Source organism: Pseudonocardia sp., assembly GCF_050250275.1.
Classification (GTDB): Bacteria; Actinomycetota; Actinomycetes; order Mycobacteriales; family Pseudonocardiaceae; genus Pseudonocardia.
Genome location: NZ_JBFWOY010000014.1, coordinates 111,250 through 127,651 on the forward strand (window position 1 = coordinate 111,250; position 16,402 = coordinate 127,651).

The following is a 16,402-nucleotide window of genomic DNA, read 5'->3' on the forward strand; positions in this document are numbered from 1 at the left end:
GTCGTCGGCCATGGCCGACGACGCCACTCACGGGTTGTAGAGGTCCGCGTGCTCGGCCCGCAGCTTGTACTTGAGCACCTTGCCGCCGACGGTGTCGGGCAGCGTGTCGGCGAAGACGATCGCCTTGGGTGTCTCGAAGCCGGCGAGGCGTTCGCGGCAGTGCGCGATGATCTCCTCGGCATCAGGCGTGGAGCCCGCGCGGGGGACGACGACCGCGGTCACGGCCTCGCCCCAGCGCGGGTGGTCGAGCCCGATCACGGCGGCGCGTTCGACGTCGGGGTGGCCGTAGAGCACCGACTCCACACGCATGCTGGAGACGTTCTCGCCGCCGGACTTCACGATGTCCTTGTAGCGGTCGACCATGATCCGCAGGCCGTCGTCGTCGATCTGGGCGCTGTCGCCGGAGTGGAACCAGCCGCCGCGGAACGCCTCGCGCGTCGCCTCCTCGTTGCGGTAGTACCCGGCCATCAGCACCGGCGACCGGTAGACCGCCTCGCCGGGTTCGCCGCGCACGGGTGTGCCCGACTCGTCGACGACGTCGGAGGCGAGGATCGGGCTGGGCACGCCCACGTAGTTGACCGCGGGGGCGCTGCGCGCGTACACCTCCGGCCACTTCGTCGGCCAGAAGCGGTGGCAGGCGATGGCCTCGGTCTGGCCGAAGATGCCCAGCGTCACGAAGCCGTCGGCGCAGCGCTTCTCCAGGTCGGCGACGACCTGCGGTTCGAGTGCGCCCCAGCCGTAGACGAGCGTCGTCAGGGTGGAGACGTCGAGCTCGGGGCGGCGGGCGAGCTCGGCCGCGAGGTTGGCCGCGAACTGCGGGGAGCCGTTCCACACCGCGGTGGCCCGTTCCTCGGCGATCGCGTCGGCGGTGGCGTCGGGCAACGGCCTGCGCCCGAGCACCATCGAGCCGCCGGCGAGGAACGCGCCGAACGGGAAGATCTGGTCGCCGATGTGGTAGATGATCGGCAGGAAGACGACGAGCTTGAGGTCGCTCTCGTGGCGCAGGCCCCGCGACAGCGACACCGAGAAGTTCAGCGCCGCCAGGTGCGTCATGGTGTGGGAGAGCATGGCGCCCTTGGGCATCGACGTCGTGCCCGAGGTGAACAGCAGCTGCCAGATGTCGTCGCCGTGGATCTCGACGTCGGGCTCGGTCTCGGGCTTGCCCGCGATGAACTGCGCGAACGACGGGCTGCCCGCGACGGGGTCGCCGCCGACGGTGATCGTCGCGCCGACCGACAGCCCGCTCGCCGCGAACGCGGCCTCGACCTTCGGCCACACCTCGGCGTCGACGATCGTGAACCGCGGCTCGAGTACCCCGACCAGGTGCGTGACGACGTCCGTCGCGAGGTTCGGGTTGATGGGCGCGGCGACCATGCCCGCCTTGGCGATGCCGACCTTGGCCAGGAACGCCTCGACGGAGTTCTCGCACACCATCAGGACGCGGTCGCCCGGTTCGAGCCCGGCGTCGGCCAGGGCGTGCGCGACCCGGCTCGCGACGGCGTCGGCCTGCCGGTACGTGACCGTCCGGAACTGCTCGTCGCCGTAGGCGCCGGGGCGGGCGGAGATGGCGACCTGGTCGGGATAGCTCCAGGTCAGACGCTCGAAGACGTCGCCTACCGACGTGCGTTCCCAACGGTTGACGGCCCGCCGGCCGCGCAGGGTCGTCACGTCGATGTGGGGCTGCTCGGTCACGTCCGGGCTCCTTCGCGCGGGGTGGAGAACCTCAGTCGGTCATCTCAGTACTTAGTCATCAGCAGTTCACTCCGCTCCCGGGGGGCGGGAGTGACGCCGAGGCAGGCGTGGGCCATCTCGTCGAGCAGCTCGGCGAGCCGGGTCTCGGCCAGCCCGCTGTGGAAGAACAACGTCGACTGGATCGCGCCGATCGCGGCGTGCACGGCGAGGCGCTGCTCGCCGTCGGCGAGGTCACGGCGCAGCGGCGCGAGCACGTGCACCCAGTCCTCGAGGTAGTGGCGCTGACGGTGCCGCAGCCGCCTGCGCTCGTCCTCGGGGAGGTTGTGGACCTCGCGGTGGTAGACGGCCAGCACGCTGCGGTCCTGGATGGCCACCCGGACGTGGTCGCGTACCAGCGCGGACAGCGCCGTCCGGTCGTCGGGGGCGGAGCCGACGATCCGTGCGGCCCCGGACTGCATCCGGTCCATCACCTGGTCGAGCAGGGCGATGAGGATCGCGTTCTTGCTGTCGAAGTGACGGTAGATCCCGGAGCCGACGATCCCGGCCTCGGCGCCGATGTCGGCCATCCCGACGGTGTGGAAACCGCGGCGCGCGACGAGCTGCGCCGCGGCGACGAGGATCCGCTCCCGGCGGTCGGGGTCGCGCTGACTGCGCGGGCGTGGGGCGGCCATCTGGTCATCATGACAGCCGGTCGGTACGGTCGTCACCAGTGAACTGCTGATCACTTCCCTTGAGTTTCTTCGGAGGTACCGCGTGGACTTCGCCGAGAGCGACGAGCACCGCGACCTGCGCGCCGCCGTCGCGGCCGTGACGGCCGACTTCGGCGGCGCCTACTTCGTGGAGCGCGCGCGGGCCGGTGAGCCCACCCAGGAGCTGTGGGACGCGCTCGGCAAGGCGGGGTTCGTCGGGGTCAACATCGGGGAGCGGTACGGCGGCGGGGGCGGCGGCCTGGTCGAGCTGGCGCTGGTCTGCGAGGAGTCCGCCGCCCAGGGCGCGCCGCTGCTGCTGCTGCTGGTGTCGTCGGCCATCTCGGCCGAGGTCATCGAGGAGTTCGGGTCCGACGAGCTCAAGGCGCGCTGGCTGCCCGGCCTGGCCGACGGGTCGGGCAAGGTCGTCTTCGCGATCACCGAGCCCAACGCCGGTTCCAACACCCACAAGCTGTCGACGACCGCGACCCGCGACGGCGACCACTGGGTGCTCAACGGGACCAAGCACTACATCTCCGGGGTCGACGAGGCGGAGGCGATCGTCGTCGTCGCCCGCACCGGCCGCGACGACGCGGGCAACGCCCGGCTCTCGCTGTTCGTCGTCGAGGCCGACGCCCCCGGCCTGCAACGCACGCCCCTGCCCGTCGACATCCAGGTGCCGGAGAAGCAGTTCGTCCTGCACTTCGACGACGTCCGCGTGCCGGCGGGCAACCTGATCGGCGAGGAGGGCGCCGGGTTCCGGCAGGTCTTCCACGGCCTCAACCCGGAGCGCATCACCGGCGCCGCCGTGTGCGTCGGCATCGCCCGCCACGCCCTCGCGCAGGCCGCCCGCTACGCCAACGACCGCACCGTCTGGGACACCCCCATCGGGGCCCACCAGGGCGTGTCGCACCCGCTGGCCAAGGCCGCGATCGAGACCGAGCTGGCCGCGCTGATGACCCGCAAGGCCGCCTGGTGCCACGACCACGGGCTGCCGGCGGGCGAGGCGTCGAACATGGCGAAGTACGCCGCCGCCGAGGCTGCCCTCAACGCGCTCGACGCGGCGATCCAGACACACGGCGGCAACGGTCTTGCGCGCGAGTACGGCCTGCTGCCCTACTGGGGAATGGCGAGGTTGCTCCGGATCGCCCCGGTCAACCGGGAGATGATCCTGAACTTCGTCGCCCAGCACACGCTGGGCCTGCCCAAGTCGTACTGATCTCCGGAGGCTCGACACCGATGTCGACGAATCTGATCCAGCGCGTCAACGTCGGCGACTCGCTGACCCGGTCCGCCGCCGCGCGGCCCACGCAGCTCGCCGTCGTCGACGGGGACCGGCGCTGGACCTACGCCGAGCTCGATGCCTGGGTCAACCGGCTCACCCACGGGCTGGCCGCCCGCGGCTACACCCGCGGCGACGCGCTGGGCCTCGCGTCGGGCAACAGCGCCGAGTTCCTCGCCGTCTACTACGCGTGCGCCAAGCTCGGCGTCGTCTGCGTCCCGATCAACCTCGGCTGGAAGGCCGGCGAGGTCGCCTACGTGCTCGGCCACTCCGGCGCCCGGGGGCTCGTCGTCGAGTCGCAGCTGGTCGCGGGTGTGGCGGAGGCCATCGAGAAGGTCTCCGACGTCGCCGACGTGTTCGTCGCACCCGGCCTGGGTGCGGGGTGGGAGCCGGCGGTCGCCGACCGGAACTGGGCGACGCTGGCCGAGCTGGAGTCCGCCGACGAGTCCCCCGCGGAGTACCACGTCGAGGACCGCGACGGGCTGAGCTACCTCTACACCTCGGGCACCACGTCGTTCCCCAAGGGCGTCGTCGGGTCGCACCTGGCGATCTACATGGAGTCGATGTCGGGCGCGCTCGACTCGGGCTGGAACAGCTCCGACAGCTTCCTGTGCCTCATGCCGTTCTTCCACACCGCGCAGCTCAACGCCTTCTGCACGCCCGCGCTGCTGGTCGGCGCCACCATCCACGTGCAGCGCGGCTTCGACCCGGACAACTTCCTCGCCGGTATCGAGCGCGAGCGGATCACCCAGGTGTTCGGACTGCCGATGATGTACCGGGCGGCGCTGGAGCACCCGTCGTTCGGGTCCCGTGACCTGTCGAGCCTGCGCCGGGCCGTCTACGCCATGGCGCCCATGCCCGAACCGCTGATCAAGGCATGCCTGGAGCGCTTCGGCTGCGAGTTCGCGCTGCTGTTCGGGCAGACCGAGATGAGCCCGGTGACGACGTTGTTCCGGCCCGAGCACCAGCTCACCCACATCGGCGCCGTCGGCACCCCGATCACCGGCGTGCAGGTGGCGATCATGGGCCCCCAGGGTGAGCTGCTGCCCACCGGGGAGAAGGGCGAGATCGTCTACCGCGGCCCGTCGACCATGAACTGCTACCTGGACAACCCCGAGGCCACCGACGAGGCGTTCGCGCACGGCTGGTTCCACTCCGGCGACGTCGGCTGGTTCGGCGACGACGGCGTGCTCTGGTTCGCCGACCGCTACAAGGACGTCATCAAGACGGGCGGGGAGAACGTCGCGTCGCTGGAGGTGGAGCGGGCCGTCTACGCCGCCGACCCGCGCGTGGGCGAGGCCGTCGTCATCGGGCTGCCCCACGAGCGCTGGACCGAGGCCATCACCGCGGTCGTCGTCCCGAAGCCGGGGGAGAGCATCGACCCCGACGAGCTCAAGGAGGCCATGCGCGCGCACCTCGACGGCTACAAGATCCCCAAGGCGATCATCGTCGTCGACGAGCTGCCCAAGACGTCCACGGGCAAGATCCAGAAGAACGTGGTGCGCGACGGGCTGCAGGGGCACTACGGGTAACCCTGCTCACGAGGGCGTCACCAGCCCATGAGCCGCACGATGTCCTGGCGCAGGCCGGGGACGGCGTAGCGGTTCCAGGCCATCCGCACGTCGGTGGTGCGGCCGTCGGCATAGGTGCGGATGCCGGTCAGCAGGATGCAGATCAGCGCGAGCGCACCCAGCACCGAGTAGCTGCGCACGACCTCCGGGTCGACGGTGGTCGCGCGCAGCTTCTCGTAGGCGCGGAAGAACCAGTCGCGGTCGCACACCGCCTCCAGCAGCGCCGAGCCCGGCTCGATGAACTTGCCGCCCAGGTAGTCCAGTGCGGCGTAGCCCAGGTCGTAGCGGGGGTCGCCGAGGTAGGCCAGCTCCCAGTCGACGACGGCGGCGATCCGCCCGTCGTGGATCATCGTGTTGCCGATGCGGTAGTCGCCGTGCACCAGCGCGGGCGGCACCGGGTCGGGCTCGCGCTCGCGCAGCCAGGCGAAGGCGTCCTCGACGACGGGGTCGCGCACCAGGCGGTCGTGCTCGTAGGTGCGGGCCCAGACGTCGATCGCGTCGGCGTAGGTGCGGGGCGGGCCGAGGAAGTCGAGCCTCTCCGCGGGGATCGCGTGGATCGCGGCGAGGGTCTCGACGAGGTCGCGTCCCAGCCGGCCCCCGTCGCGCCAGTCGGCCTCCAACGTCTCGCGGTCGCGGCGCAGCCACGTCACCGGTGCGGCGCCGGGCACCCAGTCCATGACGAACCACGACCCGCCGAGCGGGGTGTCGGTCGCGTGCTCGATGCCGTACGGCGTCGGCACCGTGACCCCCGCGGCGGCGACGGTCGCGTAGAGCCGGTACTCCAGGTCGAGATCGGAGTCGAGCAGCGACGCCGGCGGCTTGACCCGGACGACGAACGCCTTCCCCGGTTCCGGCTCGCCGTCGCTGAGCAGCCAGGTGTGCCGCGACCAGCCGCCGGCGAGCTGGCGCAGCTCCCAGTTCCTCGCCCGGTCCGCCTCGCCCAGCCGACCGGCTCGGACGAGGAGGTCGAGGACGGTCTGCGGCGAGGTCACGGGTTCTCGACGCGCCCGGCGAACTCGACGTTCGCCCAGCCCGGGTGCCCGTCGACCGTCGTCGACAGCAGGGACCGGTCGTTCCACGACCGCTGCAGCGTGCCGTCGGAGCGCCGGTCGAACAGCACCGGCAGCACCCGCACGACCGTGCCCTCCAGGTGGTGGACGCCCGCGCCCGTCGTGATCTCCGCGGTCAGCCCGGTCGGGATCGGCTTGCCCGGCACGTCCGGCCGCGCGGTGGTCGCCACCGTCTCGGTGTATCCGACGATCGCGCGCTCGTCGCCTCCCGCCGGGTCGGTGAACACGGCGCCGTCGCCGATCCAGCCGCCCAGGTCGGCCCGCCACATCGCGACCTCGGGGCCGGTGTCGGACACCAGGTCGATCCAGCGCCAGTCGTCGGGGGCGAACCAGTTGCGCACACCCCAGGAGTGGTCCTTGCCGCCGCGGCCGTCGATCTCGATCGTCGTGCCGTCGATCGTGATGGTGCCCTTGACCAGGCCGACCTCGTCGACGTGTCCGGTGAACAGCTCGGACCAGCGGGAGTCCTCGCGGTACACGTACGGCGGGTGCGTCGGGGTGAACGTCAGGTCGTAGGAGACGTCGACGGAGTCGGCCGCGCTCTTGGCGACGGGGCCGAGCGCGGCATGGTCGCACTCGACGCCGTCGCCGCCGTCGTTGAGCCTGCCGTCGAACTCCAGGCGCCAGTCGCCGAACGGCTGCTGCGACGAGTACGTCATCCCCGCGACGTGGGTGTGGTTCTCGAGCGTGTCGAAGGAGTCCCACTCCGAGGCGACGAGGCTGTGCCGGTCGGGGCCCCACAACACGTTGACCGAGCCGGAGTGGCCGGTCGCGACGCGGCGGCCGATCGAGGAGAAGCCGCCGATCCCGTGGCGGGTGTCGTAGAAGGAGAAGTAGTAGCTCTCGCGCCAGCGCCGGTCGTCGCCCGCCGGGTGGACGAGGTCGTGCCGGGCGACGTCGGCGGGCAGGTCCGCCGGTGAGTAGGCGGTGACGGTGCGGGTCATCGGGATCCTCCGGTGGCCGTGACGTGGGTGGAGAGCAGGTCGATCTCGGCGTCGACGAGGTCGCGCAGCAGGGCGCGGACGGCCGTGGCCAGGTCGTCGGCGCCGGCCGCGCGGGCTGCGGCGAGCAGGTCGCCGACCGGGGCGCCGAGCGCGGCGACGTCGCCGGACGGGTCGTCGTCCATCGCGGTGACGACGGCGCGCGCGGCGTCGGCGACCGAGCCGCCCGGGCCTGCGCCTGCGGGGTCGGCGGACGCCCGCGCGCAACCTCTCTGCACTTTCTCGGCTCCGGGACGACCGTGAGGTTGCGCGCCGGGGTCGTCGGCCGGCCCGTCGACGGTCGCGTCCGCGAGGAGCGCGCGCAGGTCGGCGCGGAACCGGGCCGCGACGGCGGGGCCGCCGGCGAGCTCCGAGGCGAGGTGGCGGCCGATGCTGCTCGCCGACTTGAGCTGGCCACGCTGGAACCCGTCGAGCGGCCGGGACCAGTCCGCACCCTCGCGCAGGACGCCCGAGAGCACCGCGGTGAGCTGCGCGGGGGACATCGCGTTGAACACCGCTCGCCTCTCTGCGTGGGGTGCCGGCTGGTCGTGGCCGGCGTCGGGATCGGCCCGTGGAGCCGTCGTAGTGAACCATGATGTACCAGAAGTCGTGGTGTCAACGGCGTCCCGGGCGGGCCTGTGGCGCGCCCGGCAACGGGTCGTCCGGACCGCTACGTTCTCCGCGGTGGAACCGCCGGACGTCAGCTCTAGGCATGGCCGGGGTCCGTCGGTAGAGTCCGCCGGTAGTGAATGGCTAGTTACTCCGGGAGTCGCCGTGGACGTCGTCATGAGCATCACCGGGCCGGCTGCGAGGTGCGGCTGATGCCGGTTCTGAGGTCGGCGGTCGACACCGCCTCGGAGACCTTCCAGAGCAACCGCAAGTTCCAGCTCGAGGTCATCGACGAGCTGAACGAGCAGCTGGAGCTGGTCATCGCGGGTGGCGGCGAGCGGTACATGCAGCGCCACCGCGACCGCGGGAAGCTCCCGCTGCGCGAGCGCCTGGAGCTGCTGCTCGACCCGGACAGCCCGTTCCTGGAGTTGGCTCCGCTGGCGGCGTGGGGCACGGGCTTCACCGTCGGCGCCTCGGTGCTCACCGGCATCGGCGTGATCGAGGGCGTCGAGTGCATGGTCATCGGCCACGACCCGACGGTCCGCGGCGGCGCCATGAACCCCTACTCGCTGCGCAAGACGCTGCGCGCGCTGGAGATCGCCCGGCTCAACCGGCTGCCGGTGATCAACCTGGTCGAGTCCGGCGGTGCCGACCTGCCCACGCAGGCCGACCTGTTCGTCCCGGCCGGGCGCATCTTCCACGAGCTCACCGAGCTGTCGTCGATGGCGATCCCCACGGTCGCGCTCGTCTTCGGCAACTCCACCGCCGGCGGCGCGTACGTGCCCGGCATGTGCGACTACGCGGTGCTCGTCGACAAGCGGGCCAAGGTGTTCCTCGGCGGTCCGCCGCTGGTGAAGATGGCCACCGGCGAGGACGCCGACGACGAGGCCCTCGGCGGCGCCGACATGCACAGCCGCGTGTCCGGCCTGTCGGACTACTTCGCCGTCGACGAGCTCGACGCCATCCGGCTCGGCCGCGAGATCGTGTCGCGCATCAACTGGCGCAAGCTCGGCCCGGCGCCCGCGCTGAACCCGGCGCCGCCGCGCTACGACCCGGAGGAGATCCTCGGGATCGTCTCCTCCGACATCAAGGTCCCGTTCGACCCACGCGAGATCCTCGCCCGCACCGTCGACGACTCCGACTTCGACGAGTACAAGCCGCTCTACGGGACGTCGCTGGTCACCGGCTGGGCGCAGATCCACGGCTATCCCGTCGGTGTGCTGGCCAACCACCGCGGCGTGCTGTTCAGCGAGGAGGCCAAGAAGGCCAGCGAGTTCATCCTGCTCGCCAACCAGACCGACACCCCGCTGGTCTTCCTGCAGAACACCACCGGCTACATGGTCGGCACCGACTACGAGCAGGGCGGGATCATCAAGGACGGCGCCAAGATGATCAACTCGGTCACCAACAGCGCCGTCCCGCACCTCACGATCAACATGAACTCGTCCTTCGGCGCCGGCAACTACGGCATGTCGGGGCGCGCCTACGACCCGCGGCTGATGTTCGCCTGGCCCGGCGCCAAGCTCGCCGTCATGGGCGCCGCGCAGCTCGCGGGGGTCATGTCGATCGTCGGGCGGGCCTCGGCGACCTCGCAGGGCAAGCCGTTCGACGAGGAGGCCGACGCGAAGCGCACCGCGCAGATCGAGGCCCAGATCGAGGCCGAGTCGCACTCGTTCTACGTCACCGCCCGGCTCTACGACGACGGCATCGTCGACCCGCGCGACACCCGCACGGTGCTCGGGATGTCGCTGTCGGCCGTGCACTCCAACACGATCGCCGGCCGTCGCGGCTTCGGCGTCTTCCGGATGTGAGCTCGCCGATGCCCCCGAAGACCATTCAGAAGCTGCTCGTCGCCAACCGCGGGGAGATCGCCGCGCGGGTCATGCGCACCGCGCACCGCCTCGGCATCTCGACGGTCGCCGTGTTCTCCGACCCCGACGCCGACGCTCCCCACGTCCAGCTCGCCGACGAGGCGGTCCGGCTCCCCGGGGCCGCCCCGTCGGACACCTACCTGCGCGCCGACCTGGTGATCGCCGCCGCCCGCGCCACGGGTGCCGACGCCGTGCACCCCGGCTACGGGTTCCTCTCGGAGAACGCCGGGTTCGCCCGCGACTGCGCCGCCGCCGGGCTGACGTTCGTCGGGCCGACGCCCGACGCGATCGCGTCGATGGGTTCGAAGCTGGAGGCCAAGGCGCTCATGGAGGCCGCCGGGGTGCCCGTGCTGCCGGGCGCGACCGTGACCGACTCCACCGACCTGGCCGCCGAGGCCGACCGCATCGGGTTCCCGGTCCTGGTCAAGGCCGCCTTCGGCGGTGGCGGGCGCGGCATGCGCATCGTCGGTGACACCACGGAGCTCCGGGAGGCCGTCGACGGCGCGCGGCGCGAGGCGGCGTCGGCGTTCGGCGACGGCACGGTGTTCCTGGAGCGCTACGTCGTCGATCCCCGCCACGTCGAGGTGCAGATCCTCGGCGACACCCACGGCGAGGTCGTGAGCCTGTTCGAGCGCGAGTGCTCCATCCAGCGGCGCTACCAGAAGATCGTCGAGGAGGCGCCGTCCCCGGCCGTCGACGACGCGCTGCGCGCCGAGCTGGGTGCCGCCGCCGTCGCGGCGGGCAAGGCCATCGGCTACACCGGTGCCGGGACCGTCGAATTCGTGATGGACCAGCAGGGGAGCTTCTTCTTCCTGGAGGTCAACACCCGGCTGCAGGTCGAGCACCCCGTCACCGAGCTGGTCACCGGGCTCGACCTGGTCGAGCAGCAGCTGCGCGTGGCCGAGGGCGAACCGCTGGGGCCCGCGGTCACCGGCGCGTCCATCGACGGGCACGCGATCGAGGTCCGGCTCTACGCCGAGGACGTCGCCGCGGGCTTCCTGCCCGCGACCGGCACCCTGCACTCCTTCACGATCCCGTCGGGTGACGGGATCCGCGTCGACACCGGGTTCGTCGACGGCTCGGTCGTCTCACCGCACTACGACCCGATGCTCGCCAAGGTGATCGCCCACGGCCCCACCCGCACCGACGCCGCCCGCGCGCTCGCCCGGGCGCTGGCGGGGGCCCGCATCCACGGCGTGACGACGAACCGGGACCTGCTCGTCGGCATCCTGCGCGAGGAGGAGTTCCTCGCCGGGGGCACCGACACCGGCTACCTGACGCGCCACGACCCGGCGGCGCTGGGCGCCCCGGCCGGTGGGTTCGCCCGGCACGCCGCCGCGGCCGCGCTCGCCGCGCAGGCCGCCAACCGGGCAAGCGCCCGCGTGCTGGCGACGGTCCCCTCGGGGTGGCGCAACGTCGGTGGCGAGCCGCAGCGCGCCACGTACACGGTGGGCGACGGCGAGGTCCACGTCGCGTACCGGTACCGGCGCGGGGCGCTCGACGTCCGGGTCGACGACTCCCCGCTCGGAGCGGCGGTGGTCGCGGCCGCGACGCCGGACGCGGTGGTCCTGGAGATCGACGGTGTGCGCCGCCGCTACACCGTCACCCGCGCCGCCGGGGTGTCCTACGTGGACGGGCCGGACGGCTCGGTCGCGCTCGCCGAGGTCCCGCGCTTCGCCGACCCCAACGCCGCCGCGGCCGCGGGGTCGCTGCTCGCGCCGATGCCCGGCGGTGTCGTCCGGGTGCTCGCGGAAGCCGGCGCAGCCGTGACGGCGGGGCAACCGCTCGTCGTCCTGGAGGCGATGAAGATGGAGCACACCGTCGCCGCCCCCGTCGACGGCATCGTGTCGGAGATCCATGTGGCGCAGGGCGATCAGGTCGACACCGGGCAGGTGCTGGCGGTCGTCGACGAGGTCGCCGAGGAAGCGGCAGCGGGATGACCGGGCGGCGCAGCGCAGGACCGACGCGGGTCGTGAGCCGCTCACAGGGAAGTGCTCGGTGACCACCGACGGGCTCGTGGCCGCGGCGTCCGGGATCACCCTCGACGCGCTGTACCGGCGCTCGTTCCGGGTGTTCGCCGACTGCACCGCGGTGACCACCGGCGACCCCGACGGTCCGGAGTGGACCTACCGCGAGCTCGGCGAGCGTGCCGAGCGGCTGGCCGCCGGGCTGGCGGCGAGCGGGGTGCGCCACGGCGACCGGGTCGCGGTGCTGTCCGAGACGCGGGCGGAGTTCGTCGAGATCTACGTGGCGCTCGCCCGGCTCGGCGTCACCGCGATCACGCTCAACATCCGCTGGCACGCCGAGGAGATCGCGCACGCCGTGGGCGTCGCGCAGCCCGTCGCGTTCCTGACGACGGCCCTGGGTGCCGACCGGGCCGCCGCCGTCCGCGACCGCTGCCCCTCGGTGCGGCACTGGTACTGCATCGACTCCGGGGTCGACGGCGCCGACGGGTTCGAGGCCTACGCCGACCTGCCCGCCGACGGCGAGGTCCCCACCGACGTCGCGCAGCCCACCGACGTGCACAACGTGCTCTACACGTCCGGCACCACCGGCCGGGCCAAGGGCGCCATGATCACCCAGGAGGCCGCCGCGGTCCGCGCGCTGCGCCTGGCCCAGTGGTACACCCTCACCCCCGGCGACGGGTTCGTCGGCTGGCTGCCGCTGTTCCACACCGGCGGCGACGAGTCGCTCAACGCCACGCTGCTCACCGGCGGCAACTTCTGCGCGCTCGCGACCGCCCACACCGAGACGATGTTCGCCGCGATACAGCGCCACGGGCTCACCTGGACGCTGCTGCTGCCCGGCGTCATCACCGACGTCCTGCACCACGAACGCCGCGCCGACTACGACCTGTCGACGCTGCGGTTCGTCATCGGCTACGCCAACATGATGCCGACGGTGGTCCGGGAGATCACCGCGGCGCTCGACGTCGACTTCAACGACGCCTTCGGCCAGACCGAGACCAGCTACGTCCTCGCGCACGGCTGGAGCGGGCCCGGCGAGGTGCCGCACCTGCGCAAGATGCCGACCCCGCTGATGGAGGTCCGCATCGTCGACGCGGCGATGAACGAGACGCCCGTCGGCGTCCCCGGCGAGTGCGTGGTGCGCGGTCCCAGCATGATGGCCGGCTACCTCGACGACCCCGAGGCCACCGCCGAGGTGTTCGCCGGCGGCTGGCTGCACACCGGCGACGTGCTCGTCCGCCACGACGACGGCACCCTGTCCTACGTGGACCGGGCGAAGTACCTGATCAAGACGGGTGGCGAGAACGTCTACCCGGCCGAGGTCGAGCAGGCCATCGCCGCCCACCCGGGCGTGCAGGAGGTGTGCGCCTACGGCGTGCCCGACCCGCGCTGGGGCGAGACGGTGAAGGTCGTCGTCGTCCGGGTGCCCGGCGGCGACGTCAGCGGCGAGGATGTCGTGGCGTGGTGCCGGGAGCGGCTCGCGGCGTTCAAGCGGCCGCACTTCGTGGAGTTCGTCGACGCCGCGGAGCTGCCGCGCAGCACCACCGGCAAGCTGCAACGCCATCTGCTCGCCGAGCGCGGGGCCGACGAGAAGGAGCGCGTATGACGAACCAGCCGCACATCACCGTCAAGGACGACGGCCGGGTCCGGATCATCACGATCGACCGGCCCGACCGGCGCAACGCGCTGACCCCACAGACGGTCGCGGAGATCGAGGCGAGCCTGCGCGAGGCGGCCGACGGCCCGGAGATCGGCGCGGTCGTGCTCACCGGCTCCGGCGGGCACTTCTCCGCGGGCGGGGACGTCGACCACATCCTCGACATCGCCGGCGGTGACGACGACGCCGCGCTGCTGACGATGATGCGCGCGTTCCACCGGCTCGTCGTCGAGATCTGGGAATCGCGGCTGCCGGTGGTCGCGGCGGTGTCGGGCATCGCCTACGGCGGCGGCATCAACCTGGCGCTGGTGTGCGACCTCGTCGTCATGTCCGCCGACGCCCGCATCTGCGAGGTCTTCGTCAAGCGCGGCATCGTGCCCGACGTCGCGGGGGCCTACCTGCTGCCGCGGATCGTCGGCATGCACCGGGCGCGGGAGCTGATGCTGCTCGCCCCGGAGATCGGGGCGCAGCGGGCGCTGGAGCTGGGGATCGCCAACGTCGTCGAGCCCGACGCCGACGCCGCGCTCGCGACGGCCGTCGCGAAGGCCCACGAGCTCGCGGCGATGCCCGACTACACCGTCGCCCTGACGAAGAAGCTGGTGAACCGCAGCCTCGACGCCGACCTGCGGGGATCCCTGGAGCTGGAGGCGGTCACGCAGGCCGCCGCGCTGCGGTCCAAGGCCGCGGTGGAAGGGTTCGAGGCATTCCGTCAGAGCCGAGGGAAGGGCCGTCGATGAACATTGCGATGTTGCTGCGCCGCAGCGCCTCCGACCATGCGGACCGGATCGCGCTCGGCCGCGACGACACCCAGGTCGGCTACGCGCAGTACGCCGACACCGGGGCGCGGTTCGCCGCGCACCTGCTCGCCCACGGCCTGGAGCCGGGGGAGCGGGTCGGGTTCTTCCTGCCCAACACCCTCGACTACCTGCCCGGCCTGCTCGGCGTGTGGCAGGCCGGTGGCGTCGGTGTCCCGCTCAACGTGCTGTTCCCCGACGCCCCGCTGCGCCACGCGATCCTCGACTCCGGCGCGACCGCCGTCGTCTGCCTGCCCGACGACGTCGAGCGCCTGCAGCGCCTCCTCGGCGACGCGCCGGTGCGGCTGCTCACCACCGGCCCCGGCGGGGGCTTCACCGACGCCGTCGCCGGCAGCGAGCCCACCGACACCGTCGTCCCGCGCCACGACGACGACAACGCGCTGATCATGTACACCTCCGGCTCGACCGGGGTGCCCAAGGGTGTGCGCCAGACCCACCGCAACGTCACCGCGCAGGTCGAGGCCGTCATCGACTGGTACGGCATCTCCGGCGACGACCACGCCCTCAACTGCATGCCGCTGTTCCACGTCGGCGGCCTGCACCTGGTCAGCCTGCCGACGCTGCTGCGCGGCGGGCGCATCACGTTCATGGGCAAGTGGGACCCGCTGGTGTGGCTCGACCTCGCGATGACGCTGCGCCCCACCTACGGCGGCCTGATCTCGACGATGCTGATCGACGTCGGCAACCGCACCGCCGCCTCGCCCGTCGTCCTCGACTCGTTCCGCATCTGCATGTTCGGCGGCTCCCGCACCCCGAACACCCCGATCGAGCGCCTCGCCGCCGGCACCGGCATCCGGGGCGTGGAGATCTACGGCCAGACCGAGCAGAACGGGCTGGCCATCAGCTACCGGCCCGACGAGCCGCGGCGCACCGGGTCGATGGGCCGGCCGCTGTCGCAGGTCGTCGAGACCCGGCTGGTGCCCCCCACCGGCGGTCCCGACGTCGAGCCCGGCTCCGACGGCGTCGGCGAACTGTGGGTGCGCGGGGACGCCGTGACCCCCGGCTACTGGAACCGGCCCGACCTCGAACCCGGCGCCGGCTCGGAGAAGTGGGCCGACGGCGGCTGGTTCCGCACCGGCGACCTCATGTCCGTCGACGCCGACGGCTACCTGTACTACGTCGACCGGATCGACGACATGATCGTCTCCGGCGGGGAGAACGTCTTCCCGCAGATGGTGGAGGAGCACCTCGCCGGGTGTCCCGACATCGCGGAGGTCGCCGTCATCGGCACCGCCCACGAGCGCTGGGTCGAGCAGGTCACCGCGATCGTCGTGCCCGCCAAGGAGGGCGTGACCGCGGAGTCGATCGCCGAGTGGGCCTCCACGCATCCGGACCTGCGCGGCATCTCCCGACCCCGGCGGATCGAGATCGTCGAGGCCCTGCCGCGCACCGGCTCCGGCAAGTTGAACCGCCCCGAACTGCGCAAGGAGTTCCCGTGACCGGACCGGTCCGCTACGAGGTCGACGACGGCATCGCCTGGCTGACGATCGACCGTCCCGAGGCCCGCAACGCCCTGTCGAAGGCCGTCCGCGACGGGCTGTGGGACGGCATCCGCACCTTCAACGGCGACGACGGCGCGAAGGTCCTGATCCTCACCGCCACCGGCGACCGGGCGTTCTGCGCGGGCGGGGACCTCAAGGAGATGGCCGAGACCTCCCTGCAGGTCCCGCCGCCGGACTTCCTCCCGCAGTTCGGCCGCAACATCGACGTCCCGAAGCCGACGATCGCCGCCGTCAACGGCGTCGCGTTCGCGGGCGGGTTCCTGCTGGCCCAACAGTGCGACCTCGTCGTCGCCGCCGCGCACGCCTCGTTCGCGGTGAGCGAGGTGAAGGTCGGCCGCGGCTCGCCGTGGGCGGCGCCGCTGTCGTGGCTGGTGCCACCGCGGCTGGCGATGGAGATCCTGCTGACCGGCGACCCCATCGACGCCGCACGGGCCCGCGACCTCGGCCTCGTCAACCACGTCGTCGATGCCGCCGACCTGCGTGACCACGCCCGCAGCCTCGCCCGGCGCATCGCCGCGAACGCCCCGCTGTCGGTGCTCGCGAGCAAGCGCACCGCCTACCTCTCCGCACAGTTCCCGATCGAGCAGGCCTACGAGAAGGCCGAGGAGATCTGGGAGCCCGTGTACCTGTCCGCCGACGCCCAGGAGGGCCCGGCCGCGTTCCGTGAGAAGCGCACCCCCGAATGGAAGGGACGGTAGCC

13 protein-coding genes are annotated in these 16,402 nt (G+C 72.3%); 8 read left to right on the forward strand and 5 right to left on the reverse strand.

Going from position 1 to position 16,402, the window contains the following annotated elements:
* Positions 1-27 precede the first annotated feature (27 nt).
* Both AB7F12_RS14715 and AB7F12_RS14720 read right to left on the reverse strand, forming a co-directional pair.
* Complete coding sequence (locus tag AB7F12_RS14715; RefSeq protein WP_428500983.1) at positions 28-1,692, reverse strand: AMP-binding protein; 1,665 nt, start codon at positions 1,690-1,692, stop codon at positions 28-30.
* A gap of 44 nt (positions 1,693-1,736) precedes the next feature.
* Positions 1,737-2,363, reverse strand: coding sequence for a TetR/AcrR family transcriptional regulator (locus AB7F12_RS14720; RefSeq protein WP_428500984.1), 627 nt, complete (start codon positions 2,361-2,363; stop codon positions 1,737-1,739).
* An 82-nt stretch (positions 2,364-2,445) separates the two neighbouring features.
* Between AB7F12_RS14720 and AB7F12_RS14725 the strand changes: the two genes are divergently transcribed.
* Entirely contained in the window at positions 2,446-3,597 is a 1,152-nt protein-coding gene (locus AB7F12_RS14725) for an acyl-CoA dehydrogenase family protein (RefSeq protein WP_428500985.1), read from the forward strand.
* A 20-nt stretch (positions 3,598-3,617) separates the two neighbouring features.
* The gene (locus AB7F12_RS14730) at positions 3,618-5,192 is read left to right on the forward strand and encodes an AMP-binding protein (RefSeq protein WP_428516587.1); all 1,575 of its coding nucleotides are present in this window, start codon (positions 3,618-3,620) and stop codon (positions 5,190-5,192) included.
* A gap of 17 nt (positions 5,193-5,209) precedes the next feature.
* Here AB7F12_RS14730 and AB7F12_RS14735 read toward each other — a convergent pair whose 3' ends face one another.
* From AB7F12_RS14735 to AB7F12_RS14745, 3 genes are read right to left on the reverse strand one after another with little or no spacing between them, the layout of a single operon-like run.
* Entirely contained in the window at positions 5,210-6,223 is a 1,014-nt protein-coding gene (locus tag AB7F12_RS14735; protein ID WP_428516589.1) for a phosphotransferase family protein, read from the reverse strand.
* Positions 6,220-7,245 carry a DUF7065 domain-containing protein gene (locus tag AB7F12_RS14740; protein WP_428500988.1) on the reverse strand — a complete coding sequence of 342 codons (1,026 nt, stop codon included), beginning with the start codon at positions 7,243-7,245 and terminating at the stop codon, positions 6,220-6,222. The genes AB7F12_RS14735 and AB7F12_RS14740 overlap by 4 nt, the downstream gene beginning before the upstream one ends.
* Positions 7,242-7,796, reverse strand: coding sequence for a hypothetical protein (locus tag AB7F12_RS14745; RefSeq protein ID WP_428500989.1), 555 nt, complete (start codon positions 7,794-7,796; stop codon positions 7,242-7,244). Before AB7F12_RS14745 ends, AB7F12_RS14740 begins: the two co-directional genes overlap by 4 nt.
* A 306-nt stretch (positions 7,797-8,102) precedes the next feature.
* Between AB7F12_RS14745 and AB7F12_RS14750 the strand changes: the two genes are divergently transcribed.
* From AB7F12_RS14750 to AB7F12_RS14775, 6 genes are read left to right on the forward strand one after another with little or no spacing between them, the layout of a single operon-like run.
* Positions 8,103-9,701: an acyl-CoA carboxylase subunit beta gene (locus tag AB7F12_RS14750; RefSeq protein ID WP_428500990.1), complete on the forward strand. Its 1,599-nt coding sequence runs from the start codon at positions 8,103-8,105 to the stop codon at positions 9,699-9,701.
* Between the two features lie 8 nt (positions 9,702-9,709).
* Positions 9,710-11,701, forward strand: coding sequence for a biotin carboxylase N-terminal domain-containing protein (locus tag AB7F12_RS14755; protein ID WP_428500991.1), 1,992 nt, complete (start codon positions 9,710-9,712; stop codon positions 11,699-11,701).
* 58 nt (positions 11,702-11,759) lie between these two features.
* The gene (locus tag AB7F12_RS14760) at positions 11,760-13,334 is read left to right on the forward strand and encodes a class I adenylate-forming enzyme family protein (protein WP_428500992.1); all 1,575 of its coding nucleotides are present in this window, start codon (positions 11,760-11,762) and stop codon (positions 13,332-13,334) included.
* The gene (locus AB7F12_RS14765; protein WP_428516591.1) at positions 13,331-14,122 is read left to right on the forward strand and encodes an enoyl-CoA hydratase/isomerase family protein; all 792 of its coding nucleotides are present in this window, start codon (positions 13,331-13,333) and stop codon (positions 14,120-14,122) included. The genes AB7F12_RS14760 and AB7F12_RS14765 overlap by 4 nt, the downstream gene beginning before the upstream one ends.
* Complete coding sequence (locus AB7F12_RS14770; RefSeq protein ID WP_428516593.1) at positions 14,119-15,639, forward strand: class I adenylate-forming enzyme family protein; 1,521 nt, start codon at positions 14,119-14,121, stop codon at positions 15,637-15,639. Before AB7F12_RS14765 ends, AB7F12_RS14770 begins: the two co-directional genes overlap by 4 nt.
* Positions 15,636-16,400, forward strand: a complete 765-nt coding sequence (locus tag AB7F12_RS14775) for an enoyl-CoA hydratase/isomerase family protein (protein ID WP_428502836.1) — start codon at positions 15,636-15,638, stop codon at positions 16,398-16,400. The genes AB7F12_RS14770 and AB7F12_RS14775 overlap by 4 nt, the downstream gene beginning before the upstream one ends.
* The last annotated feature ends 2 nt before the right edge of the window (positions 16,401-16,402 follow it).

Coding starts and splice junctions, on each gene's coding strand:
- AB7F12_RS14720 (WP_428500984.1), bottom strand. CDS start 2,363: ATGGCCGCCCCACGCCCGCGCAGTCAGCGCGACCCCGACCGCCGGGAG.
- AB7F12_RS14730 (WP_428516587.1), top strand. CDS start 3,618: ATGTCGACGAATCTGATCCAGCGCGTCAACGTCGGCGACTCGCTGACC.
- AB7F12_RS14740 (WP_428500988.1), bottom strand. CDS start 7,245: ATGACCCGCACCGTCACCGCCTACTCACCGGCGGACCTGCCCGCCGAC.
- AB7F12_RS14750 (WP_428500990.1), top strand. CDS start 8,103: ATGCCGGTTCTGAGGTCGGCGGTCGACACCGCCTCGGAGACCTTCCAG.
- AB7F12_RS14755 (WP_428500991.1), top strand. CDS start 9,710: ATGCCCCCGAAGACCATTCAGAAGCTGCTCGTCGCCAACCGCGGGGAG.
- AB7F12_RS14765 (WP_428516591.1), top strand. CDS start 13,331: ATGACGAACCAGCCGCACATCACCGTCAAGGACGACGGCCGGGTCCGG.
- AB7F12_RS14770 (WP_428516593.1), top strand. CDS start 14,119: ATGAACATTGCGATGTTGCTGCGCCGCAGCGCCTCCGACCATGCGGAC.